This is a genomic window from Streptomyces sp. bgisy159 (assembly GCF_965341775.1).
Lineage (GTDB): Bacteria > Actinomycetota > Actinomycetes > Streptomycetales > Streptomycetaceae > Streptomyces.
In genome coordinates this window covers 42,568-65,509 of record NZ_CBDQZH010000041.1, presented here as the reverse complement: position 1 = coordinate 65,509, position 22,942 = coordinate 42,568, and the positions used below count along the sequence as shown (strand labels likewise).

Sequence of the window (22,942 nt, the reverse complement as noted above, 5' to 3'; positions counted from 1 at the left end):
CAGGAAGTGAGCCAGACCATGCAGCTCGGACTCATCGGCCTCGGCAAGATGGGCGGCAACATGCGTGAGCGGATCCGCCGCGCGGGCCACACCGTCGTGGGCTACGACCGCAACCCCGAGGTCTCCGACGTGGCGAGCCTCGCCGAACTCGTCGACCGGCTGGAAGCGCCGCGCACCGTCTGGGTGATGGTGCCCTCCGGGACCGCCACCCAGTCCGTCGTCGACGAACTCGGCCGGCTGCTCCAGGCCGGGGACACCGTCGTCGACGGCGGCAACTCCCGCTGGTCCGACGACGAGAAGCACGCCGCCGAACTCGGCGCCCAGGGCATCGGTTTCGTCGACGCGGGCGTCTCCGGCGGCGTGTGGGGCCTGGAGAACGGCTACGCCCTGATGGTGGGCGGCGAGCAGGAGCACGTGGACCGTCTCCGGCCGATCTTCGATGCGCTCAAGCCCGAGGGCCCGTACGGCTATGTCCACGCCGGAAAGGTCGGCGCCGGGCACTTCTCCAAGATGGTCCACAACGGCATCGAGTACGCCATGATGCAGGCCTACGCCGAGGGCTGGGAGCTGCTGGAGAAGGTCGACTCCGTGGACAACGTCCGCGAGGTCTTCCGGTCCTGGCAGGAGGGCACGGTCATCCGCTCCTGGCTGCTCGACCTCGCCGTGAACGCCCTGGACGACGACGAGCACCTGGAGAAGCTGCGCGGCTACGCTGAGGACTCCGGCGAGGGACGCTGGACGGTGGAGGCGGCCATCGACAACGCCGTGCCGCTGCCCGCCATCACGGCCTCGCTCTTCGCGCGGTTCGCCTCCCGCCAGGAGGACTCCCCGCAGATGAAGATGGTCGCCGCACTGCGCAACCAGTTCGGCGGGCACGCCGTCGAGTCGAAGAAGTAGGCCCGGCCGCGGGGGGATCTCCTGCCGGTCCTCCCCCACTGCCTGAAGGGCGCGGGAGGTGCCCCGACGGGGAGACGGAGGCGAGCGCGTCGGGACGGCACACCAGCTGGACCGACCTGCCCCCGACCCCGCGGGGAGAGCAGTAGGCCGAGGCCCTCGCCCCGCTCCTCCCCGGCCGCGCCCCGCACCGCACCCGCCCCGACTGGTGCCTGGGGCCGACGGGTGCCGCCCGGGTCGACGAAGACGACAGGGAGTAGACACTGTCTACCCCCTTGGTGGACAGTGTCCACATGAACGAGGGACGACATTCCGAGGCCGGTTTGCGGGAGCGCCTCGTCGAGGTGGGTGTGGATCTGGTGGCCCGGGAGGGGGCGGGCGCGCTGACGCTGCGCGAGATCGCCCGTCGGGCGGGCGTCTCGCACGGCGCGCCGCGCCGCCACTTCCCGACCCACCTCGAGCTGCTGTCGGCCATCGCCGGACGCGGCTTCGCCGACCTCGGCACCCGTACCGAGCGGGTCCTGGCCGGCCACCCCGGACCACCTCGCTCGGCGATCGGCGAACTCGCCCGTGTCTACCTGGAGTTCGCCGCCGCCAACCCCGGCATGTACGAGCTGATGTTCCGTCACGACCTGCTGGTCAGCGGCGACCGGCTGGGGCTGCGGGAGACCAGCCTGCCCTTGTTCCAGGCGCTGGTGGACCTGGTGGGGCGCGTCCGGCCCGACGCCGCGGCGCGGGCAGTGGCGGCCGCGCTGTGGGCCAACCTGCACGGCCTCGCCCAGCTGTGGCGCTGGGGCAGTCTCCAACTCGCCGCCGGGACTGAGGAGATCACCCCGCTGCTGGACGCGGCGCTGACCGCGCACCTCGGCCCCGAGGCACACGGGTGAACCGCCCGCTCGTCCTGGCCGCGAGCATCGCCGGTGCCGTGGTGGTCGCTCTCGACGGCACCGTGCTCACCGTCGCCCAGCCGGTCCTGCGGCAGGACCTGGGCGCGTCCTACGCCGAGGCGCAGTGGACGAGCACCGGGTATCTGATCGCCGTGGCGGGGCTGCTGGTGTTCGCGGGGCGGCTCGCCGACCGTTACGGGCACCGGCGGACGTTCGCCGCGGGCATGCTCGGTTTCGGCTCCGTGTCGGCGGGCGTCGCGGTGGCGCCCGACGTGCGCTGGGTCGTCGCACTGCGGGTCGTGCAGGGAGTGTTCGGGGCGCTGCTGCAGCCGGCCACGCTGGGGATGCTGCGGGCGGCGTTCCCGCCCGACCGGCTGCGCGGGCCGCTCGCCGCGCGGACGGCGGCCATCGGGGTGGCGGCGGCCGCGGGCCCCCTGCTCGGCGGGGCGCTGGCGACCGGGTTCGGCTGGCGATCGGTGTTCCTCGTCCAGGTCGGACCGGCGCTGCTGTTCGGTGTCCTCGCGCTGCTGTTCCTCGCCGAGCCCGGGCCGCCGGCCGGGGAACCGGCGCCCGCGCGCGACTCGATGCAGCGGCCCTCGCAAGGATCTCGCGTTCGGCCCGCCGGTCCCCCGCTGGACGTCCCCGGTGCCGTGCTGCTCGGGCTGGCGCTCGCCGCGCTGGTGCATGCCCTCGTCGCGCTGTCCGGCTGGTCACTGGCCGGGGCCGGGGCCGCCGCGGTCGCCTTCGTACGGCATGAGCGGCGGACCGCGGCTCCCCTGGTGCCGGCGGAGGTGGTCGGCGTCCCGGCGGTGCGGGCGGCGCTGGGCGTCCTGGTCGCGGTGTCGGCGGCGCTGAACGGCGCCCTGTTCGCCGGCGTGTACGCCCTCCAGCGCGACCTGGGGCTCACCCCGCTCGGGTGCGCCCTGGCCGGGCTGCCGCTGGCGGTGCTGCTGATCGCGGCCGCACCGGCCGCCGCCGTGCTGCTGCGCCGGGTCGGGGCCCGGCGTACGACGGCCGTGTCCGCCGTCCTGGTGGCGGCGGGCGTCCTGCTGCCGGTGCGGGCGTCCGGCGCAGCGGTGTTCTGCGTCGGTTTCGCGCTGGTGGGCGCCGGGTTCGGGGCGGTGATGGTGGCGGCGAGCCATGTCGTCGTGCGGCGGGCTCCCGTGGCGTCGGCGGGGGTGGCGGGCGGATTGCAGCAGACGGCGATGAACGTGGGACCCGCTCTGGGAGTGGCGGTGGCGACCGTGCTGATGACGGCCGGCGGCGCGCGATGGCCGCTGCCCGTGCTGGCTCTCTGCGCGGCGGTCGCCGTGCCGCTGGCCCGGGCGCTGCCGGGGCGGCCGGGCGAGGGCCGGCGCGACGCGGCCCACACCCGGCACGCCGCCGAATCGGGCCCGTCCCGGCGCTGACTGCGCCACGATGTGGCGGCGGGGTCCGGCCGGTGTGCCCGGCCCCACCTCGACGAACGTATCTGAGGAGAGCGATGGCACGGCTGCGGCAAGAGGTGGACCCGGGCGAGGTCGGGCTGGACGGGCAGGCGCTGGACCGCGTGGACCGGCATGTCACCCGTCTGGTGGACGAGGGCCGGCTGCCCGGTTTCCTGATCTCGGTGGCGCGCGGGGGCCGGGTCGCCCGTCTCACCACGTACGGTCGGCGGGATGTCGCGGCGGGACTGCCCGTGGAGCCCGACACGCTGTGGCGGATCTACTCCATGACCAAACCGGTCACCACGGTCGCCGCGCTGACGCTGGTGGAGGAGGGCCGGTTGTCGCTGGACGACCCGGTCGCCGACCATCTGCCGGCCTTCGCCGAGCCGCGGGTGTACGTGCGGGGCTCAGGGGCGGACCTGGTCACCCGACCGGCGGACGGGCCGATCCGGATCCGTCATCTGCTCACTCACACGGCGGGGCTGACCTTCGCCTTCTACCACTGCCACCCCGTCGACGCGCTGTACCGGGAGGCCGGCCTGGAGTCGGCGGTCAAGCCGGGTACCGATCTGGCCGGCACGGTCGACGTGTACGCCTCGCTGCCCCTGCAGTTCGAGCCGGGCACGCAGTGGAACTACTCGGTCGCCACCAATGTGCTCGGGCGGGTCCTTGAGGTGGTGGCGGGCCGGCCGCTGGACGAGGTGCTGGCCGAGCGGGTCTTCCGCCCGCTGGGGATGCCCGATGCCGGGTTCCAGGTGAGCGACGCCCGGGCGGGACGGCTTGCGGAACTGTACGGCGAGACGGACCAGGGAGGTATCCGGCCCATCCCGGGGCTGCCCCTGCGTGGCGGCCGGCCCCGGTTCCTGTCGGGCAGCGGCGGTATGGCGGCGACCGCATACGATGTACACCGGTTCGTGGAGATGCTGCGGCGGCGCGGTGAGCTCGACGGGGTGCGGCTGCTCGCGCCGGACACCGTCGACCTGATGACCGCCAACCAGTTGCCCGGCGGCGCCGACCTGCGCTCCTTCGGCAGCCGCCCGGCCCACGACGAACCCGGCAACGACGGCGTGGGGTTCGGGCTCGGCGTGTCCGTGGTGATCGACCCGGAGCGCACGACCGCGCCGGCCGGGCTCGGCACCTACGGCTGGAGCGGGGTGGCCACCACGACCTTCTGGGTGGACCCGGGCCGCGACCTGACCGTGCAGTTCATGACCCAGCTGCGGCCCCGGTCGCCGCTCGGTCTGTTCCAGGACCTCAAGCGGCTGGTGCACGAGGCCGTCGTCGACTGATCGATCCCCCGGCCCGGAGCCCGAAGGGACCGGGCCACTCGAACCGGGCCGCTCGGACCGGGCCGCCTTCCAAGATCGATCCGCTCACTCACCCGCCGCATCGCCCTCCACGATGCCCAGTTCCCGTCGGGCCCGGTGGTACCGGTCGAGGCAGCGGCCCCATGCGCCGCCCGTCTCGAAGGCGAGGAGCTGCGGCAGCAGGGACGCCGAGAAGTCGATGCTGGACTCCCGCGGCAGCAGCGACGGCAGGTTGTCGATGGCGATCAGGTCCAGCGGGGGGTCCTTGTGGAGCCTTCGCACCGGCTCGGTCCACTCGGTGGTCCTGTCGTACACAGGCAACACGTTGAGGGGTGAGCCGACGTCGCAGGTGACGTCGGAGACGGTGCGCAGGCGGCGGGCCGGGGCGTCGAGGTCGGTGTCCCGGAGGAACGGCGGCACGGGAGTGGTGGCCAGGACGCAGTTGACCATTACCTCGTGGTCGAGCAGGGTGCGGCGGTCCAGCGCTCGGGTCTCGGCGAGGTCCCAGCAGGTGGGGTCGACGCCCGCGGTGGCGAACGCGGTGCGGGCGCCCCGGCCGCTGCGGCCCAGGGCACCGATGACGAGGGCGGTGAAGTCCGGGTCGCCGGGGGCGCGCAGCAGGGTCTCGTCCAGCGCGCCCTTGTCCGTGGGGCGCAGCGGGGCCGTCAGCCGCCCCCGGTGCTGGAGGACCGCCAGGGCCGCGCCGAGGTAACCCGCCCAGAAGCCGAAGGCGGCCAGTCTGCGGCCCTGGCCGTCGGCCAGGTACTCCAGGTCGAGGAGCGCGCCGCCGCCTGCGGTGAAACGGCGCAGCAGCTCGGCCGCGCCCGGCTGCCGCTTGTAGGCGTGCCCGAAGTAGACGTGGCGGTGCGTCAGCCGCGCTGGTTCGTCGGGGAGTTCCTTCAGGCCGAGGACGACGGTGTCGGCCGGTGCCGACACCCAGGAACCGGCCGGGGCGACGCGGGCGCCCGCGGCCTCGTACTCCTCGATGGGGAAGATCCGCTGCGGGGACTCCTCGACGGTCAGCCGCACGCCCCGCTCGACCAGGCGGCGGGCGTCGCCGGGCACGATCGGGGTGCGCCGCTCCGTGGGGCGGACTTCGTGGCGCAGCCACAGGTGCAGGGGCGTCATACGCGGTTGACCTCCGGACGCGGGGCGTCGGCCGTGGACCGGTCGGCGCTCAGGGGCGGGACGTCCACGAAGGTTACGCGGCCGGGGTGCGGGTCGCGGATCACCTCGCCGACGGCCGGTGCCCGCTGGGAGCCGCCCTCGGAGAAGTCGGCCGCATACAGAAGACGGGATACCGAAGTCACCGCCTCACTCGGGAGGTTGCAGTCCCGAGTTGCCTCCGCCGCGCTCACCGGGGCCGCCCCCTTGCGGCAGTGGCATGAACACCCCCGACGTCACCGCGAGAGCGCTCTCATCAGCGTCCGACTCGTCCCGTTCCGCGACCAGGACGCCCGCGGCGGTGGGGTGGTGGGTGATGCCGGTGCCCACCACCCCGCCGCCGATGACGACGGGCCGGGCAGGTGTGACCCTGCGTGTCCCGCCCGCGGTGACGGGTGGGGCGTTCAGGACCAGTGCGCCACGGCGTCCAGGTGCGGGAGGTGGTGGTCCATCCGCTCCCGCTTGGTCCGCAGGTAGGTGATGTTGTTCTCGCACGGCGGGATGAGCAGCGGGACGGTCTCGGTGACGGCGATGCCGTTGTCGGTCAGCGCCTCCCGCTTGCGCGGGTTGTTCGACATCAGGCGGACCGAGCGCACGCCGAGGTCGCGCAGGATGCCGGCGGCCACCGAGTAGTCGCGGGCGTCCACGGGGAGGCCGAGCGCCAGGTTCGCCTCGACGGTGTCCAGGCCCTCCGCCTGCAGTGCCATGGCGCGCAGCTTGGCGAGCAGACCGATGCCACGGCCCTCGTGGCCGCGTAGATAGACCACGATGCCCCGGCCCTCGGCGGCCACCGCGCGCAGGGCTGCGGCGAGTTGGTCGCCGCACTCGCAGTGCTGGGAGCCGAACGCGTCGCCGGTGAGGCATTCGGAGTGCAGCCGGGTCAGGACGTCCTCGGTGCCGATGTCGCCGTACACGAGGGCCACCTGTTCGTCACCGCGGTCGTGGTCCAGGTAGCCGACCGCCTGGAATTTCCCGTACACGGTGGGCAGCGGCGCATTCACCACGCGTTCCACACCGGTGCGCTGCGCTGTCTTCTTGCCGAGTACGCCAATTTTTTCTGTCATGATCTGGTTCCTAAGCGAAGAGAAAGGCCGGGAAAAGATGAGTGGTTCGGGAATACGGTCGGCGGCGTACGGGGTGTTGCCGGCGGACACCACGCACGATGTGCGTGAGCGGGGCGCGGGTGCCGCGACGCGGGTGGCGGTCCTTCCGGTGGGCAGTTACGAGCAGCACGGACCGTATCTGCCGTTGGCCACCGACACCCTCGTCGCCTGTGCCGTCGCGCGGGAGATCGCCGCCGGCTACCCGGTGCACCTCCTTCCTCCGGTGACCGTCGGCTGCTCGCACGAGCACGCCGCCTGGCCGGGGACCGTCAGCATCTCCGCGGTGACCCTGCACGCGGTGGTGCGGGACATCGCGGACTCCCTGCGCCGCTCGGGCGTCGAGGCCCTGGTGGTGGTCAACGGGCACGGCGGCAACTACGTGCTCGGCAACGTCGTCCAGGAGGCCTCCGCACGCGGTGAGCGGATGGCGCTGTTCCCGGCCCCGGAGGACTGGGAGACGGCCCGGGAGCGGGCGGGGGTGACGACCTCCCTGCTCACCGACATGCACGCCGGGGAGATCGAGACCTCGATCCTGCTGCACTCCGATCCGGAGGTGGTACGGCCCGGGTTCGAGGCCGCGGATCTCGTGGCCGACGACCGCCGTCATCTGCTCACCACGGGAATGTCCGCCTATACCGATTCGGGCGTCATCGGCCGTCCTTCCCTGGGGTCCGCGGAAAAGGGGAAGGAACTGCTGGTGAGCCTGGCGGATTCCTTCGCGTCGTATTTCTCGCTGCTGACGTCCGGGAATCCCGATGCCGCCGGGGGCGAGCGCGGGTAGCGCTCGTCAGGCCCGGGCGCGGGGCCGGAGTCGGCGGCACCGGCACCGGCCCGGTTCCGGCGGACGACCAGGACGACGGCGCCGGGCAGTGCGGCCACACAGCCGAGCACCCCGTAGACGACGGCGACGGCCAGCCCGGTGTCCGCCCCCAGGCCGGCGGCGCCGAACGCCCAGACCGTGACTCCCTCGCGCGGGCCCCAGCCGCCGACGTTCAGCGGCAGGCTCATCGCCAGCAGCGCCAGCACGGCCAGCGGCAGCAGGGTGGCCGCGGAGGCGGCCGAGCCCGCGACGCGGGCCGCCACGACGAACATGGCGATGTGTCCGGCGAGCACCACCAGCGACGACAGGGCCACACCCGGCCCGTTGCGCCGCGACAGCAGACTCTCGCGTGCCTCCACGAGCAGGGCACGCGCCCTGCCGCCCCGGCGGGCGGCGGCCGAGAGGGGGCGGTTCATCCGCAGCGCCAGCGCCACGGCGACCGCGCCCACGGTGCCCAGGGCGGCGAGCGGTACGGCATGGCGTACGTCCGCGCGGACCGGGGACGGGGCGACCAGCAGGACCGTCACACCGACGGCGGCCAGCGCCAGCTGACCCGCCGCGCGCTCCAGCACCACCGCGCGCACGCCGCGGCCCACGTCGCCCTCGCTGCGTCCGTGCCGCACCGCCCGGTGGACGTCGCCCAGGACGCCGCCGGGCAGCGCCGCGTTGAGGAACAGGGCGCGGTAGTAGTCGGCGACGGCCGGTCCGAGCGGCAGGCGGATGCGCAGCCCCCTGGCCACCAGCGCCCACCGCCACGCGCTGAACACGGTGGTGACCACGCCGATCCCGAGGGCCGCGAGCAGCGTCGGCAGGTCGATCCGGCGCAGCCCGTCCAGCAGGGGGCCGGTGCCCATGCGCCACATGAGCACGCCGAGGATGAGCACTCCGGCGGCGGTGCCCCCGTGAGTGCGCACGGCTCGCGAGGTGAGCGGCGCGAGCATCCGCCGCGCCGGCGACCGGCCCCCCGGCGAGGTCTCGGGGCGGGAGGCGGCGGCCACGGCAGGGGCGGGCGCCGCGGCGGCCGGCACCGCGGCGACGGGCGCCGGGGGGCGGGGACGTCGCGGGGCCGGGTGTGCGGCGCCGGGAGCCGTGGGTACGGCGTCCGGCACGCGCGGGGCCGGGAGCACGACACCGGTCACCGGGGGGACGGGTCCGCCGCCCCGGGGCCCGGACGAGGCCGCGTGGGGCACGCCGGAAGCCGGGGCGGCCGTGGCCTGCGACCGGGCCGGCGGTGGGGCCGGCACGGTGCGCCCCGGACGTCGCACGAGCCTGCGGCGCCGCTCGCCCGACACCGCGACGGGAGCCGCCGCGGGCGCCGGGGCCCCCACCCGGCGGCGCGCTCGGGTCGCCTCCGCGCTCACCGGGGGCCGCCCGTGGGCCGGGCCAGGGCCAGGAGGTCGGTGTGGTGGACGGTGACCCGCAGCGCGCCGGACGCGCAGGCGGCCAGCCGGGCGGCGAGATAGCGCTCGGCGCGGGCGGCCAGCGCGGGGCGCTGCTCGACCGCCGCGCTCACCCACCCGCGCAGCCACTGGGCCGTCAGATCGGACTCGGCGGGGCCCAGCCGCCAGGCGCTCGGCTGCGTGCGCACCGTCGCGCCGTGCCGGGCGAACACCTCGGTGGCGACCGGGACCGCGTCGGGTCCGAGGAGGCCGTCGCGGCGCTGGTGCTCGTTGAAGGCGTCGACGATCTCCGCGTCCAGCGGGTCCTCGGGCGTCAGGTCGACACGGCCCGCGACGGAGAGCGTCAGCAGCGCCGGACAGCCGGCCCCCACGCAGGCCGCGGCCAGGGCCTCGACGTCCTCACGGGTCAGTACGTCGAGCAGCGCCGAGGCGGTGACCAGCGAGGCGCCGGCGAAGGCGTCCGAGGTCAGCCGGGCGACGTCGCCGCGCCGCGTCTCCACGGTGATCGCGCTGCCGTCGGCGGCGGCACGCGGCGAGGCGACGGCGGCGAAGTGCAGGAGATAGGGGTCGCGGTCGTGCAGCACCCAGTGCTGGGCGCCGTCGAGCCGGGGCGCGAGCCAGCGCCCCATCGAGCCGGTGCCGCAGCCCACGTCGTGCACGACGAGACCGCCGGGACGCCGGGGCATGTTGGCGAGCCGGATCCGCAGCGGATCGAGCAGGTCGAGAGCGCGGGCGGCCGCGTCGGGCCCCTCCCGCAACCGCAGCCACTCGGGCGCGTACCGGGCCGGTTCCTCGGGCCCGGACTCGCGCAGCCGGACGGTCTCGCGCTCCCGGCTCCCCCCGGCCGGCCCGGCACCGGGGATCACCCCGTCCGTACCGGGCCCGGCGACTCCCGTGCCCGCTTCGGGACTCGCGGCGAGGTCGTCCGCCGGTACCGCCGTGGTCTTCCTCATGCCGCCCTCCGGGGTTCGCTGGGGAGCCGGAGCAGGACGCCGGCCAGGCTGCGGGCGGTGGTGGCCCAACCGTCCAGGGCGGCGCGGCGGCCGCGCGCGGCGGCCTTGAGCCGGCGCCGCACGTCGGCCTCGCCGAACCAGCCGCGCAGTTCCGCCGCCAGGGCGGCCGGGTCCTCCGGCGGGACGAGGATGCCGGGGACGCCCCCGTCGGGCGCGCGGCCCACCGCCTCCGGCAGCCCGCCGACGTCGGTGGCCAGCACGGGGATGCCGCGTGCCAGCGCCTCGGTGACCGCCATGCCGTACGTCTCCGCGTACGAGGTCAGCACCATCAGGTCGGCGGCCGCGTAGCTCGCGTCGAGTTCGGCCCCGGCCTGCGGGCCCGCCAGGTGCAGCCGGTCCGTCAGACCGTGCTCCGCGATCAGGTCGCGCAACCGGTCGACGTACGCCGGGTCCTGGTCCAGTCCGCCCACGCAGACACAGCTCCACGGCAGGTCGGTCACCGTGGCCAGCGCCTCCACCAGCCGGTGCTGTCCCTTGCGGGGTGTCACGGCGGCCACGCACAGCAGCCGGGACACGCCGTCGGTGCCGGGGGCGAGGGGCGCGATGTCGGCGCCGGGGGCGGCGACATGGACGCGGTCGGGGGCGAGCCCGTGGTGGGCGACCAGCCGGCGGACCGCCCATTCGCTGGTGGCGATCACCGCCGGGACGGCGCGCAGGACCGTCCGCTCCCTGGCGTCGAGTTCGGCGGCCACCTGCGGTGCCAGGCCGGTCTCCTCGGCCAGCGGGAGATGCACCAGGATGGCGAGGCGCAGCCGTTCGGCCTCGGGCAGGACGATCTCCGGGACGCCGCAGGCCACCAGCCCGTCGAGCAGGACGACGGTGTCGTCCGGCAACTCGCTGAGCGTACGCGCGAGTTCGGTGCGGGCGGCCGCCTCGGGCCGGGGCCAGGAACCGGCCACGAGATGCCGACGCACCTGCCAGCCGAAGCCGGGCAGGTCCAGGCAGACCCGCCGGTCGTAGGCGTTGCCGCCGCTCGGCCGGGCGAGGTCGTCGACGCCGCCGGGCATCACGAAGTGCACGGTGTTCAGGGCCATGGGGATCAGGTCGCCGTTCACGGGGGCGGGGGCGGTGCCGGCCTGCTGGGCGGGCACGTAGTCCAGCCGGTGGCGCCGGCCGACGGTCGTCTCGGTCACAGGTCACGCTCGTAGCTCGCCCACGCGACATGCGACTCGTGGAGCGTGACGGAGATGCGGGCGATGCCCCGGGCGCCCTCGCCGAGCGCGCCGCGGTGGACGCGCTCGGCCAGCCGGTCCGCGATGACCTGGGCGAGGAACTCGGTCGAGGTGTTGACCCCGGCGAAGTCGGGCTCGTTGTCGAGGTTGCGGTAGTTCAACTCGCCGACGACCGCGCCGAGCTCCCGGGTAGCCAGTCCGATGTCGACGACGATGTTGTCGTCGTCCAGCTGCTCCCGGCGGAAGGTGGCGTCCACGAGGAACGTCGCTCCGTGCAGGCGCTGCGCGGGGCCGAAGACCTCGCCGCGAAAGCTGTGGGCGATCATGATGTGATCGCGGACGGTGACACTGAACAACGGACGACCCTCCAGGTGCGGTGCGTCGGAACCGCCGGCCCCTTGCTGCCGGCGGCTGCCGACTAGTACGGCTCTTCGGTACCCCGTGTTCAGCCGCCGCCCACTCTTTTCTCAGGTCAGGCGCCGTCGGCGTAGCGCACGCGGTGACAGAGGGCGGGAAGCCGGCCGGAGGCCAGTTCGGGCATCACCTCGGGCAGTTCCCCGAAGGCGCACTCGCCGGTGACGAGCGCGTCCAGGGCGGGGTCGGCGAGCAGGTCCAGTGCCAGGGTCAGCCGGTCGCCGTAGGTACGGCCGGCGCGGCGGGGCGAGACGGTGCCGACCTGGCTGCTGCGCACGGTCAGCCGGCGCGAGTGGAAGGCCTCGCCGAGCGGCAGGCTCACCCGCCGGTCGCCGTACCAGCTCAGCTCGCACACCGTGCCCTCGGGGGCGAGCAGTTCCAGTGAGCGGGCGAGGCCGGCCTCGGTGGCGCTGGCGTGCACGACGAGGTCGCACTCCCCGAGGGCGCTCTGCGGCAGCGCGAAGTCGACGCCGAGCGCCCGGGCTGTCGCGGCGCGCGCCGGGTCGGCGTCGACCAACTGCAGTCGCACGCCGGGGAAGCGGGCCAGCAGTGCGGCCACCGAGCAGCCGACCATGCCGCCGCCGACCACCGCGATCCGGTCGCCGACGAGGGGGGCGGCGTCCCACAGCGCGTTGACGGCGGTCTCGACGGTCCCGGCCAGGACGGCCCGCTCGGCGGGCACGGACTCGGGTACGACGGTGACGGCGGCGGCCGGGACGACGTAGCGCGTCTGGTGCGGGTACAGGCAGAACACCGTACGGCCGACCAGGTCGTCCGGCCCCTCCTCCACCACCCCGACGCTGAGATAGCCGTACTTCACCGGGCCGGGGAAGTCCCCCTCCTGGAAGGGCGCCCGCATGGCGGCGTGCTGGCTCTCGGGCACCCCGCCGGTGAACACGAGGGTCTCGGTGCCCCGGCTGACACCGGAGTACAGGGCGCGCACCAGCACCTCGCCCTCCGCCGGGTCGGTCAGCGGTGTCTCGCGTATCTCACCCGCTCCCGGACGGCCGACCCAGAACGCGCGTGCGGTGCGCTTCATCCGCATCCTCCTGAACGAACGGGAACGTCTTCACGTACCGAGGTGTGCACAGGCCGCGCACCATACGCGGCGTTGATCGACTCTGTCACACGGCCGGAGGGGTGCGGTGGCCCTGAACAACACGTACGACGCGAGGCTGGTCCAGCAGGAGACCGCGGTGGGAGCGGGTGCGCAGATCCTGCTGCTGGCGCTGCTCGGTTCGGCCATCGGCTTGGGTCCGGTGGGCTGGCTGACCGGGCTGGTCTTCGCGGTCGCCAGCTGGGCGGTGCTCTCGCGGGCCCTGCACCGCGCCCGGCCTCGCTCCTTCGGTCCCGCCAACCGGGTCACGCTCGGCCGGGCCACCCTGGTCGGCGGGGTGACGGCACTGGTCGCGGACTCCTTCGCGAGCTCGCCGCCGGTGATGTTGCTGGTGGTGCTCACCGCCGTGGCGCTGATCCTGGACGGCGTGGACGGCAAGGTCGCCCGCCGCACCGGCACGTCCACCCCGCTCGGGGCCCGGTTCGACATGGAGGTCGACGCGTTCCTGATCCTGGTGCTCAGCGTGTACGACGCGACCCTGTTCGGACCGTGGGTGCTGTTGATCGGCGGCATGCGGTACGCCTTCGTCGCCGCCGCGCGCGTGGCGCCCTGGCTCAACGCCCCGCTGCCGCCGTCGATGGCCCGTAAGACGGTCGCCGCGCTGCAGGGCATCTGCCTGCTGCTGGCCGGGGCCGAAGTGCTGCCGTACGCGGTGAACTTCGCGGTCGTGCTGGCCGCGCTGGGCTCGCTGGTGTGGTCGTTCGGCCGGGATGTGCGCTGGCTGTGGCGGACCGCGCGGGTGCCGGCGGACGCCTTGGGCACGGCGGGCCCGGCCGGGGTGGCGGGCTGCCCGGTCGAGCCGGCGCTGGCCGGGCGGTGACGGTGCGGGGCGGGCGGTGACGGCGGGAGCCGAGCAGCGGCTCGAGGGGCGCGGGGGCTCGCGGGCAGGTGCTTCGAGGGGTGGAGGGTTGTGCGGGCCGGGGTTGGTGGGCAGGTGCTTCGAGGGGTGAAGGGTTGTGGGGGCCCGGGGGCTGCTGGGCAGGTGCATCGGTGAGTCAAGGATCGTGCGGGCCGGGGCCGTTCGGCAGGTGCTTCGTGAGGTGAAGGATCGTGCCGGGCCCGCGGCTCACGCACGGACGGGCCGGGCGGTGAAGTCGCCCGGCCCGTCGGTCCGGTCGCCGTCCTCGGGCCCGGTCAGCTCGGCGCCTCCGCGTCCTTGCGGGCGTAGAACCACCAGGTGATGCCGACGCAGGTGGTGTAGAAGGCCACGAAGCCCCACATCGCGCTGGTCACCGCGAAGTTCGCGAAGAGGGCCGGGATGAAGAAGAAGCCGTATGCGGCGATGGCGGCGGTGAAGCCGGTGACCGCGCCGGACTCCATCTCGGTCTGCTTCAGGGCGGCGGCGTAGGGCGGGGTGCCCGGGATCAGCCCCGTCAGGTGCGTGCCGCGGAAGATGACCGGGATCTGGCGGAACGTCGACCCGTTGCCGATGCCGCAGAAGAGGAAGGCGACGAGGAAGCAGGCGAAGAAGCCCGCGAAGTCGCCCGTTCCGCCGTCGGCCGGCAGGAAGTTGATCACGCCGATGATCGAGGCGGCCATGCCGACGAAGGACAGGATGGTGACGCGGGCGCCGCCCAGCCGGTCGGCGATCCAGCCGCCCGCCCAGCGGGACAGGGCGCCCGTGGCCGGGCCCATCCAGGCGTAGGTGGCGACGGAGTAGTCCGGGAAGGTCGTCTTGATCAGCATCGGCAGGGCGGCGGCGAAGCCGATGAAGGATCCGAAGGTGCCGACGTACAGCCAGGTCATCAGCCAGGTGTGCTTCCGGCGGAAGATCACCTTCTGTTGTGCGAACGACGTCGACGCGGTCTTCAGGTCGTTCTGGCCGAACCAGGCCAGCGCCGCCAGGACGATCAGGACCGGCACCCAGACGAACGCCGCGTTCTGCAGGTAGACGGTCTCACCGGTCTTCGAGTTCGCCTGGCCGGAGCCGATCGCGATCACGGAGCTGGTGATCACGATGGGGGTCAGCAGCTGTACCGCCGAGACGCCGAGGTTGCCCAGGCCGCCGTTGATGCCGGTGGCGTTGCCCTTCTCCCGCTTGGGGAAGAAGAAGCCGATGTTGGCGAGGGAGGAGGAGAAGTTGGCGCCGCCGATCCCGCACAGCGCGGCGATCAGCGCCATCTGTGCGAACGACGTCGAGGTGTCCTGGATCGCGCTGCCCAGCCAGATCAGCGGGACGACGAGAATCACGGTGGACAGCGCCGTGAAGGTGCGCTGACCGATTCTGGGGCCGAGGAAGGTGTAGAAGATCCGGGCCGTGCCGCCCGTCAGACCGGGTATCGCGGTCAGCCAGAACAACTGGGAGGTGGAGAAGGGGAAGCCCACGTCCTTCAGGTTGGTCGCCGTGACGCTCCAGACCTGCCAGACGACGAAGGCGACCAGCAGAGCCGGGACGGCGATCCACAGGTTGCGTCGCGCGACGCGCCGGCCGACCGAGTTCCAGAAGAGTTCGTTCTCGGGTTCCCATTCGGTGATGTCCCGTCCGGGCCGGTACTGGTCCGGGGCGTACGCCTGTCTGACGACGTCGCTCGTCGTTTCCTCTGCCGCGGGCATGGGCTGTTCCAGGTGGTGAGAAGGGTTGGCTTGGCCCGACCAGGCTGGCCCGCGGGACGAGGGCGGGGTGAGTGCCGTTGGTCGGCGGTACCCGTCGCCGCAGGTCCCTTCTCCCACGGACCAACGGCCCATGCCTCGCGCCGGCGCGGCCGTGGCACCCTGTGGTCGTCACGCGGGACGGGCGGCGGAAAGGAGTGGGCGGCATGGCGTCACGGGCGGTGCGACGCTGGCTGCCCCAGCAGCACGGGGCGTGGGCGATGCTCGTCGTGCCGTTCCTCGCGGGCACCCTGCTCGGCACGCCGACGCCCTGGCACGCGGTACTGTTCGCGGCCTGGCTGCTCGGCTATCTCGCCACCTACCACCTGCAGCAGTGGTTGCGGCTGCGCCGCGTCTCCCGCAATCCCAAGGCTCCGGCCCGTCACGTGCGGCCACTGGTCGTCTTCGCCGCCGCCCTGGTGCCGCCCGGCCTGGCGCTGGTCGTCCACGCGCCCTGGCTGCTGCTCGCGGGGCTCGCCGCGCTGCCGTTCCTCGCGGTCAACTGCTGGTACGCCGCCCACAACCGCGAGCGCGCCACCCTCAACGGCCTGGCCGCCGTGATCCCGGCCTGCGGCATGCTGCCGGTCGCCCTCCACCTCGGAGGCGGCGGCTACGCCCTGGTGGCCACGCTGACCTGCCTGCTGTACTTCGCGGGCACTGTCCTCTACGTCAAGACCATGATCCGCGAGCGGGGCAGCGCGGGGTACCGGTGGGCGTCGGGCACCTACCATGCCGTGGCGCTGGCCGTCGGGGCGGTGCTGAGCCTGTGGGCCGGCGTGTTCTTCGCCGTCTGCCTCCTGCGCGCGCTGCTCATGCCGGCCCTCGGACGGGTGCGGGTCGCCGTGGTGGGCGCCACGGAAGTCGTCCTGTCGGCGGCACTGCTGACGGTCCTGGTGACGGCGTACGGCTGAGCCCGCCCGACGGGCCTGGCTCGTGGGCGGCGCGGGCGGGACCTGCGCTCGGGGTCGGGGGCGGCTTCGGCGTCGAGCAATCGGGGTCGGGTGCGAGGTCGGGGTCGGCGTCGGCGTCGGCGTCGGCGTCGAGTTTGGAGTCAGCGTCGGGTTCGGCGTCGAGGTCGGGGTCGAGGGGCGAGGTCGGGGGGTTCGGGGGCGGCCGGGAAGGTCAATCTGTACGGATTCGACACGTTCGAGCGGCAGACCTGCGTCAGGGCCGCGCGCGAAGACCGGACGAGGAAGTCCCACCTACCCCTTGACGGCTTTCTTCATGGCGTGAAGTATTCCCCGGCGAGAGAGCGCTCCCATCACGCCCCACGGTTCGGTTCCCGAACTGTCGACCTCTCAGGAGAGCCGCCCCATGCCCTCGATGTCCCCTCAGTCCCCCGGGTCCCCCGAGTCCCCCGACGCCGCCCGTTCCGCGGGTTCCGCGGATTCCCCCGTCGCCCGGCGCTCCCCCGTCGCCCGGCGCTCCCCCGTCGCGCGCAGAACGCTCCTCGGTGCCGCCGCGGCCGTGCCCGCGCTCGGGGCCCTCGCCGCGCCGTCGGCGTACGCCGCACCGGTCACACCGGCAGCGCCGCCCGCGCCGGCGGCCGCCCATCCGCCGGCCGCGGCCACCCGGCGGTGCCGCCCGCTGCACGGCGGAGGTGACCTGGGCCCCAACGTCCTCGTCTTCGACCCTGCCCAGCCGGACATCCAGTCCCGCCTGGACGAGGTGTTCCGGCAGCAGGAGTCGGCTCAGTTCGGCACCGGCCGCTACGCGCTGCTGTTCAAACCCGGCACCTACCACGGGCTCAACGCCCAACTCGGCTTCTACACCTCGATCGCGGGGCTCGGCCTCTCCCCCGACGACACCACGATCCACGGAGATGTCACGGTCGACGCGGGCTGGTTCGGCGGCAACGCCACCCAGAACTTCTGGCGTTCCGCGGAGAACCTCGCCCTCGTCCCGGTGAGCGGCACCAACCGGTGGGCGGTCGCCCAGGCGGCGCCGTTCCGCCGGATGCACGTGCGCGGCGGTCTGGACCTCGCGCCGTCCGGGTACGGCTGGGCCAGCGGCGGCTACATCGCCGACAGCCGCATCGAGGGCCAGGTGGGACCGTACTCCCAGCAGCAGTGGTACACCCGCGACAGCGCGATCGGCAGCTGGCTCAACGGCGTGTGGAACATGGTCTTCTCGGGCGTCGAGGGCGCCCCCGCGCAGGGCTTCCCCAGCCCGCCGTACACCACGCTCGACACCACACCCGTCTCCCGCGAGAAGCCCTTCCTGCACCTCGACGGCGACGAGTACCGCGTCTTCCTGCCGGCCCTGCGCCGGGACGCGCGCGGCGTCACCTGGGGCAACGGAACCCCGCGCGGCACCTCGCTGCCGCTGTCGCGGTTCTACGTCGCGCGACCCGGCGACAGCGCCGCCACGCTCAACCGGGCACTGGCGCAGGGCCTCCATCTGCTGCTGACACCGGGCATCTACCGTCTGGACCGGCCGATCCGGGTGAACCGGCCCAGGACGGTCGTGCTCGGCCTCGGTTACGCGACGCTGATCCCCGAGGGCGGGGTCACCGCGCTCCGGGTGGCCGACGTGAACGGGGTCCGGCTGGCCGGATTCCTGATCGACGCGGGGCCGGTGGAGTCCGCGTCGCTGCTGGAGGTGGGGCCGCCCGGCGCCCGGCGCGACCACCGGGCCGACCCGACCACCGTGCAGGACGTGTTCCTCCGCATCGGCGGCGCGGGCCCCGGTCGCGCCCGCACCAGCATGGTCGTCAACAACCGGCACACCGTGGTCGACCACACCTGGGTCTGGCGCGCCGACCACGGCGAGGGTGTCGGCTGGGAGACCAACCGCGCCGACCACGGCGTCGTCGTCAACGGCGACGACGTGCTGTGCACCGGCCTGTTCGTCGAACACTTCAACAAGTACGACGTGCAGTGGTACGGCGAGCGCGGCCGCACGATCTTCTTCCAGAACGAGAAGGCGTACGACGCCCCGAACCAGGCGGCGATCCAGAACGGTGCCGTCCAGGGCTACGCCGCCTACAAGGTCGGCGACGCCGTCACCACGCACGAGGCCTGGGGCCTGGGCAGCTACTGCTACTACAACGTCGACCCGACGATCGTCCAGCACCACGGCTTCGCCGCCCCTGTGCGGCCAGGCGTGCGGTTCCACGACCTGCTCGTCATCTCCCTCGGCGGCAACGGCCAGTACGAGCACGTCATCAACGACACCGGAGCGCCGACATCGGGCACGTCGACGGTGCCGTCCACGGTCGTGTCCTACCCATGAGGCGGGGACCGCACCGGTGAGGCCCCGCGGCGTGCACGGCGGCGCTGACGCCGTCGTGACGGGCACGGCGGGCGCGGCAAGTACGGCGGGCGCGGCGGGTGCGGCCGTGAGTGGGGCCGGGCCGGAAGAGCCGCGCGGCGGGGTCAGGCCGGAGTAGCCGTGCGGTGGCTCCTACGGTGTCAGCACCGACGCGGGCGCCGGGGCGTACCCGGTGGACGGGGCGGTGAACGTGCCCCGTCCACCGGGTGCGACCACCGCCGAGCCACCGCGCGTCCCCGAGCCGCTGACCCGGCCAGGCCGCGCCGCGGGATCGCCGAGAACGGCCCCGGTGGCGTCCCCGGGCACGGGGACCTGACCTCCCGGCGGAGCCCCAGGGGCACTCGATGCACACGGGCGCGCCCCTCAGTTCGCGGCGGGTCCGTAGAAGTGCCGGCGTACCCGGCGCAGCCAGGCCTCGGCGGACCGTTCGTCCGGGCGTTCCGGCAGAGCGCTGCGCGTCTCGGCGAAGGCCGACTCGTAGTGGCGCAGCAGGGACCGTGCGGATTCGGGGTCGGCGGCCACCTGGTCGCCGAACCGGTGGTAGCTGTCGGGATCGTCGACGCGGATGGTCAACCGGCCGGTCGTGTACAGCTCGTAGCCCTGGTGGCACAGGCGCTTGAGGTGCCGGGCGTGCTTGGCGGTGCGCTTGCGGGTGGCCGCCGAGAAGGTGCCGTCGCCCCGGCTGAGCAGCTTGCGGAACTGTTGTGCGGCATAGCCCAGATAGGCGTCCCGCACCCGGTCGGCGCCGAGCAACGACGAGCGCAGGCCGATGAGTTCCTCGCCGAGCGGGGTGCGCACCTCGTAGAGGTCGGCGGGCAGCCAGACCAGTTCCATCACGGTGGGGTTGCCGCCGAGGGCGAGTCTGCACCACTTGGCGGCCTCGTGCAGGGTGCGGTCGGGGGCCGTGCTGACGTGGGACTCCTTCGGCGCGCGCAGTCCGTGCAGTTCCTCGGTGGGTGCCGCGAACACGCCCAGCCGGTCCACGTCGGATCCCTCGTGCGCCAGCCCGTACGCCGTCGAGCCGACGACGCCGGACAGCAGCACGTTCTCCACGGTCATTCCGCTCCCCTTGCCCCTTACCCCTTGCCCTGTGGCCTGGTTCCTCGGCCGTTGTTTCCTCGGCCCTCGCTCTTCGGCCGACCGGCGGACCGTGGCCCTTGCCTTCTCGACCGTCGCCTTCGGCCTTCGGCCCTGGATGGTGCCCTTCCGCATGGTGCCGTGCCGGCGCCTCGGGCACCTCGCATTTTCCGGGGCGTTCGAGTTCTTCGGGTGTCCGGGTGTTCACGGCCAGCAGGAGCATGTGACATATTACTGCCGTGACGAAGCGATCTGGCTGCGACGTCGTGGTGGTCGGCGCCGGCATGGTCGGTGCCGCGTGCGCGTTCTACGCGGCCCGGGCCGGGCTGGACGTCGTCGTGGTGGACCGGGGCCCGGTGGCCGGCGGTACCACCGGCGCCGGGGAGGGCAACCTGCTCGTCTCCGACAAGGAACCCGGCCCAGAACTCGAACTCGCCCTGCTCTCCCTGGGCTTGTGGCGAGAACTGGCGAACAGCCTGGGCGGGCCGTCGGAATACGAGGCCAAGGGCGGCCTGGTCGTCGCCGCCACCCCGGACAGCCTGACCGCCCTCTCGGACCTGGCGGCCGGCCAGCGGGCCGCCGGCGTCGACGCGGTGAGCGTGGCACCCGACGAACTGCCCGCGCTGGAACCGTACCTGGCCCGCGGACTGGCCGGCGGTGTGCTCTATCCGCAGGACGCCCAGGTCATGCCCGCCCTGGCCGCCGCCCACCTGCTGCGCGCCTCGGGTGCCCGTCTGGAGACCGGCCGTACGGTCACCGAGGTGCTGCGCGGGTCGCACGGAGCGGTCCGCGGTGTCGCCACCGACCGTGGTGACCTGTACGCGCCCGCGGTGGTGAACGCGGCCGGGACCTGGGGCGGCGAGGTCGCCGCGCTCGCCGGGGTCCACCTGCCGGTGCTGCCCCGCCGTGGCTTCGTACTGGTCACCGAGCCGCTGCCGCGCCGGGTGCGGCACAAGGTGTACGCGGCGGACTACGTGGCCGACGTGGCCAGCGACTCGGCCGCGCTGCAGACCTCGCCGGTCGTCGAGGGCACCGCGGCCGGGCCGGTGCTCATCGGCGCCAGCCGTGAGCGCGTCGGCTTCGACCGCGCCCTTTCACTGCCTGCCGTAAGGGCGTTGGCGGCAGGAGCGGTGCGGCTGTTCCCCTTCCTGGAGCAGGTGCGGGCGCTGCGGGCCTATCTCGGCTTTCGCCCCTATCTGCCGGACCACCTGCCCGCCCTCGGCCCCGACCCCCGGTTGCCCGGGCTGTTCCACGCCTGCGGACACGAGGGTGCCGGCATCGGCCTGGCGACCGGCACCGGCCATCTCGTCGCCCAGGCGCTCGCCGGTGCGCCCACCGACCTGGACCTGGGCCCCTTCCGCCCCGACCGGTTCGCCGAGGAGGCCCCCGAGTGAGACTTCCACAGCCAAGCCGCCGCACGAACCCGACGACCCTGGTACGGGCCCGGCCCGGCACGCCGTTCGCTCTCACCTTCGACGGCCGGCGGATCGAGGCACTGCCCGGTCAGACGGTCGCCGCCGCGCTCTGGTCGGCCGGTGTGACCGCCTGGCGCACCACACGCGGGCAGGCCCGGCAACGCGGGGTGTTCTGCGGCATCGGCGTCTGCTTCGACTGCCTGGTCACGGTCGACGGGCTCCCCAACCAGCGGGCCTGTCTGGTGCCGGCCGCCCCCGGCGCGGACGTCCGCACGCAGGAGGGGACGGGACACGATGACTGAGCCGGCGTCCGCCACGACGGCGTCCGGACCGGCAGCATCCGGACCGGCGCTGGCGGTGATCGGTGCCGGGCCCGCCGGGCTCGCCGCCGCCGTGGCGGCGGCCGCGCGCGGGCTCCGGGTGGTCCTGGTGGACTCGGCGGCCGACGCGGGCGGCCAGTTCTACCGGCAGCCCGCCGCCACCCTCGGCGCGCGCCGCCCGTGGGCTCTGCACCACCAGTGGCGGGCCTGGGAACGGCTGCGGGCCGCCCTGACCGCGCAGATCACCGCGGGGCGGATCCGGCACCTGGCGGACCATCACGTGTGGTGCGTCGAGCGGGAGTCGGGCAGCGGCTTCGCCGTGCACGCGCTGCTCGGACCGGAGCAGCGGGACTCCGTCGCCGTTCGCGCGGCCGGGGTGGTCCTCGCGACCGGCGGCTACGAGAAGGTGCTGCCCTTCCCCGGCTGGACCCTTCCCGGTGTGATCACGGCGGGTGGTGCGCAGGCCGTGCTGAAGGGCTCCCTCGCGTTGCCGCCGGGCCGCACGGCGGTGGTGGCCGGTACGGGGCCGTTGTTGCTGCCCGTCGCGACGGGGCTGGCGGCCGCGGGCGCCCGGGTCGCGGCGCTGGTCGACTCGGTCGATCCCCGGGCCCTGCTGCGACAGGCCGGCGCCCTGGCCGGGCAGCCCGCCAAGCTCGTCGAGGGCGCGGGATTCGCCGCCCGGCTCGCCTTCCACCGCGTCCCCGTCATGGCGCGTCACACGGTGCTGCGGGCGCACGGCGAGGAGCGGCTGACGGCCGTGACCGTGGCCGCGCTGGGCGCCGGGGGACGCCCGGTGTCCGGCACCGAGCGGCGGCTGGCCTGCGACACGCTGGCCGTCGGCCACGGGCTGCTGCCGCACACCGATCTGGCCGAAGGCCTCGGCTGCGGGCCCGACGGCCCGGCGGTACGGGTGGACGACGAGCAGCGCACCGACGTACCCGGCGTCTGGGCCGCCGGTGAGGCCACCGGGATCGGCGGCGCGGCCCTGGCGCTCGCGGAGGGCCACATCGCCGGCCGCTCGGCCGCCGCCCGCCTGCGCGGGGACGTGCCCGACGCGCGCGGCTGGAGCGCTGCCGCCCGGTCCCGGTCCCGGCTGCGGGAGTTCTTCGCGGCGCTCGACGCCGGCTACGTTCCGCCCGGGGGGTGGGCGGAACGGATCACCGACGACACGGTTCTGTGCCGCTGCGAGGAGGTCACCGCGAGCGCGGTCAGGGAGGCCGCCGGCCCGCTCGGCGCGGGCGACCTGCGGACCGTGAAGCTGCTCACCAGGGCGGGAATGGGCTGGTGCCAGGGGCGGATGTGCGCGCCCGGGGTCGCCGGGGTCGCGGGCTGCGGCGCCACCCCCGGCCGCCGGCTTCTGGCCCGGCCGGTGCCCCTGGGAGCGCTGGCCGCCGAACCAACCGAACCCCAGTGACGTCCCGCACCACCGCGCCGGGTCGCCGAGCGGCCGTCCCACGGCCCCGCACGAAACGGCCTTCACCTCATACCGGCCTCCACCTCGTACCGGCCTCCACCCGTGACGGCTTCCCCCTCGTACCGGCCTTCACCTC

20 protein-coding genes and 2 pseudogenes are annotated in these 22,942 nt (G+C 74.2%); 11 read left to right on the top strand and 11 right to left on the bottom strand.

Annotated features, from left to right (window positions below; genetic code table 11):
- Positions 1-18 precede the first annotated feature (18 nt).
- The 4 genes from gnd (at position 19) to ACSLTV_RS29075 (ending at position 4,497) form a co-directional block, all read left to right on the top strand.
- Complete coding sequence (gene gnd, locus ACSLTV_RS29090) at positions 19-897, top strand: phosphogluconate dehydrogenase (NAD(+)-dependent, decarboxylating) (protein WP_432133960.1); 879 nt, start codon at positions 19-21, stop codon at positions 895-897.
- 290 nt (positions 898-1,187) lie between these two features.
- Positions 1,188-1,781, top strand: coding sequence for a TetR/AcrR family transcriptional regulator (locus ACSLTV_RS29085; RefSeq protein ID WP_432133946.1), 594 nt, complete (start codon positions 1,188-1,190; stop codon positions 1,779-1,781).
- Positions 1,778-3,190, top strand: coding sequence for an MFS transporter (locus ACSLTV_RS29080; protein ID WP_432158320.1), 1,413 nt, complete (start codon positions 1,778-1,780; stop codon positions 3,188-3,190). The genes ACSLTV_RS29085 and ACSLTV_RS29080 overlap by 4 nt, the downstream gene beginning before the upstream one ends.
- 74 nt (positions 3,191-3,264) lie before the next feature.
- Complete coding sequence (locus ACSLTV_RS29075; protein WP_435613163.1) at positions 3,265-4,497, top strand: serine hydrolase domain-containing protein; 1,233 nt, start codon at positions 3,265-3,267, stop codon at positions 4,495-4,497.
- An 84-nt stretch (positions 4,498-4,581) separates the two neighbouring features.
- Here ACSLTV_RS29075 and ACSLTV_RS29070 read toward each other — a convergent pair whose 3' ends face one another.
- From ACSLTV_RS29070 to ribA, 3 genes are all read right to left on the bottom strand, one after another.
- Positions 4,582-5,643, bottom strand: a complete 1,062-nt coding sequence (locus ACSLTV_RS29070; protein WP_435613162.1) for a saccharopine dehydrogenase — start codon at positions 5,641-5,643, stop codon at positions 4,582-4,584.
- Positions 5,640-5,825, bottom strand: a complete 186-nt coding sequence (locus ACSLTV_RS29065) for a hypothetical protein (RefSeq protein ID WP_432133942.1) — start codon at positions 5,823-5,825, stop codon at positions 5,640-5,642. The genes ACSLTV_RS29070 and ACSLTV_RS29065 overlap by 4 nt, the downstream gene beginning before the upstream one ends.
- 258 nt (positions 5,826-6,083) lie before the next feature.
- Positions 6,084-6,743 (bottom strand): GTP cyclohydrolase II, encoded by a 660-nt coding sequence (gene ribA, locus ACSLTV_RS29060; RefSeq protein WP_432133940.1) that lies wholly within the window; start codon positions 6,741-6,743, stop codon positions 6,084-6,086.
- 37 nt (positions 6,744-6,780) lie between these two features.
- Here ribA and ACSLTV_RS29055 point away from each other — a divergent pair, with 37 nt between their 5' ends.
- Positions 6,781-7,563, top strand: a complete 783-nt coding sequence (locus ACSLTV_RS29055) for a creatininase family protein (RefSeq protein ID WP_432133939.1) — start codon at positions 6,781-6,783, stop codon at positions 7,561-7,563.
- Positions 7,564-7,721: 158 nt separating this feature from the next.
- On the opposite strand, the pseudogene ACSLTV_RS29050 reads toward ACSLTV_RS29055, so the two are convergent.
- The 5 genes and pseudogenes from ACSLTV_RS29050 to ACSLTV_RS29030 form a co-directional block, all read right to left on the bottom strand.
- Positions 7,722-8,456, bottom strand: a pseudogene (locus ACSLTV_RS29050) (lysylphosphatidylglycerol synthase transmembrane domain-containing protein); the annotation flags it as partial.
- 503 nt (positions 8,457-8,959) lie between these two features.
- A complete protein-coding gene (locus tag ACSLTV_RS29045; RefSeq protein ID WP_435613161.1) occupies positions 8,960-9,955 on the bottom strand; it encodes a class I SAM-dependent methyltransferase in 996 nt (331 codons plus the stop codon).
- A complete protein-coding gene (locus ACSLTV_RS29040; RefSeq protein ID WP_435613160.1) occupies positions 9,952-11,148 on the bottom strand; it encodes a glycosyltransferase family 4 protein in 1,197 nt (398 codons plus the stop codon). The genes ACSLTV_RS29045 and ACSLTV_RS29040 overlap by 4 nt, the downstream gene beginning before the upstream one ends.
- A complete protein-coding gene (locus ACSLTV_RS29035) occupies positions 11,145-11,543 on the bottom strand; it encodes a 6-pyruvoyl trahydropterin synthase family protein (RefSeq protein ID WP_432133936.1) in 399 nt (132 codons plus the stop codon). The genes ACSLTV_RS29040 and ACSLTV_RS29035 overlap by 4 nt, the downstream gene beginning before the upstream one ends.
- Before the next feature lie 116 nt (positions 11,544-11,659).
- Complete coding sequence (locus ACSLTV_RS29030; RefSeq protein ID WP_435613159.1) at positions 11,660-12,640, bottom strand: dehydrogenase; 981 nt, start codon at positions 12,638-12,640, stop codon at positions 11,660-11,662.
- A 106-nt stretch (positions 12,641-12,746) separates the two neighbouring features.
- On the opposite strand from ACSLTV_RS29030, the gene ACSLTV_RS29025 reads away from it, so the two are divergent.
- A complete protein-coding gene (locus ACSLTV_RS29025; RefSeq protein WP_432133934.1) occupies positions 12,747-13,538 on the top strand; it encodes a CDP-alcohol phosphatidyltransferase family protein in 792 nt (263 codons plus the stop codon).
- Between the two features lie 314 nt (positions 13,539-13,852).
- Here the strand turns inward: ACSLTV_RS29025 and ACSLTV_RS29020 are convergent, their stop codons facing one another.
- The gene (locus ACSLTV_RS29020) at positions 13,853-15,271 is read right to left on the bottom strand and encodes a NarK family nitrate/nitrite MFS transporter (RefSeq protein WP_432133933.1); all 1,419 of its coding nucleotides are present in this window, start codon (positions 15,269-15,271) and stop codon (positions 13,853-13,855) included.
- Between the two features lie 203 nt (positions 15,272-15,474).
- On the opposite strand from ACSLTV_RS29020, the gene ACSLTV_RS29015 reads away from it, so the two are divergent.
- Positions 15,475-16,218 carry a YwiC-like family protein gene (locus ACSLTV_RS29015; RefSeq protein ID WP_432133932.1) on the top strand — a complete coding sequence of 248 codons (744 nt, stop codon included), beginning with the start codon at positions 15,475-15,477 and terminating at the stop codon, positions 16,216-16,218.
- 412 nt (positions 16,219-16,630) lie between these two features.
- Complete coding sequence (locus ACSLTV_RS29010; RefSeq protein ID WP_435613164.1) at positions 16,631-18,541, top strand: coagulation factor 5/8 type domain-containing protein; 1,911 nt, start codon at positions 16,631-16,633, stop codon at positions 18,539-18,541.
- 171 nt (positions 18,542-18,712) lie between these two features.
- Here the strand turns inward: ACSLTV_RS29010 and ACSLTV_RS29005 are convergent.
- A pseudogene (locus ACSLTV_RS29005) lies at positions 18,713-18,892 on the bottom strand (hypothetical protein); the annotation flags it as partial.
- 51 nt (positions 18,893-18,943) lie between these two features.
- A complete protein-coding gene (locus tag ACSLTV_RS29000) occupies positions 18,944-19,639 on the bottom strand; it encodes a nucleotidyltransferase domain-containing protein (RefSeq protein WP_432158317.1) in 696 nt (231 codons plus the stop codon).
- A 257-nt stretch (positions 19,640-19,896) separates the two neighbouring features.
- Between ACSLTV_RS29000 and ACSLTV_RS28995 the strand changes: the two genes are divergently transcribed.
- From ACSLTV_RS28995 to ACSLTV_RS28985, 3 genes are read left to right on the top strand one after another with little or no spacing between them, the layout of a single operon-like run.
- On the top strand, positions 19,897-21,051 hold the full coding sequence (locus tag ACSLTV_RS28995; protein ID WP_435613158.1) for an NAD(P)/FAD-dependent oxidoreductase: 1,155 nt from the start codon (positions 19,897-19,899) through the stop codon (positions 21,049-21,051).
- Positions 21,048-21,374: a (2Fe-2S)-binding protein gene (locus ACSLTV_RS28990; RefSeq protein WP_432133929.1), complete on the top strand. Its 327-nt coding sequence runs from the start codon at positions 21,048-21,050 to the stop codon at positions 21,372-21,374. The genes ACSLTV_RS28995 and ACSLTV_RS28990 overlap by 4 nt, the downstream gene beginning before the upstream one ends.
- Positions 21,367-22,806: an NAD(P)/FAD-dependent oxidoreductase gene (locus tag ACSLTV_RS28985; protein WP_435613157.1), complete on the top strand. Its 1,440-nt coding sequence runs from the start codon at positions 21,367-21,369 to the stop codon at positions 22,804-22,806. The genes ACSLTV_RS28990 and ACSLTV_RS28985 overlap by 8 nt, the downstream gene beginning before the upstream one ends.
- The last annotated feature ends 136 nt before the right edge of the window (positions 22,807-22,942 follow it).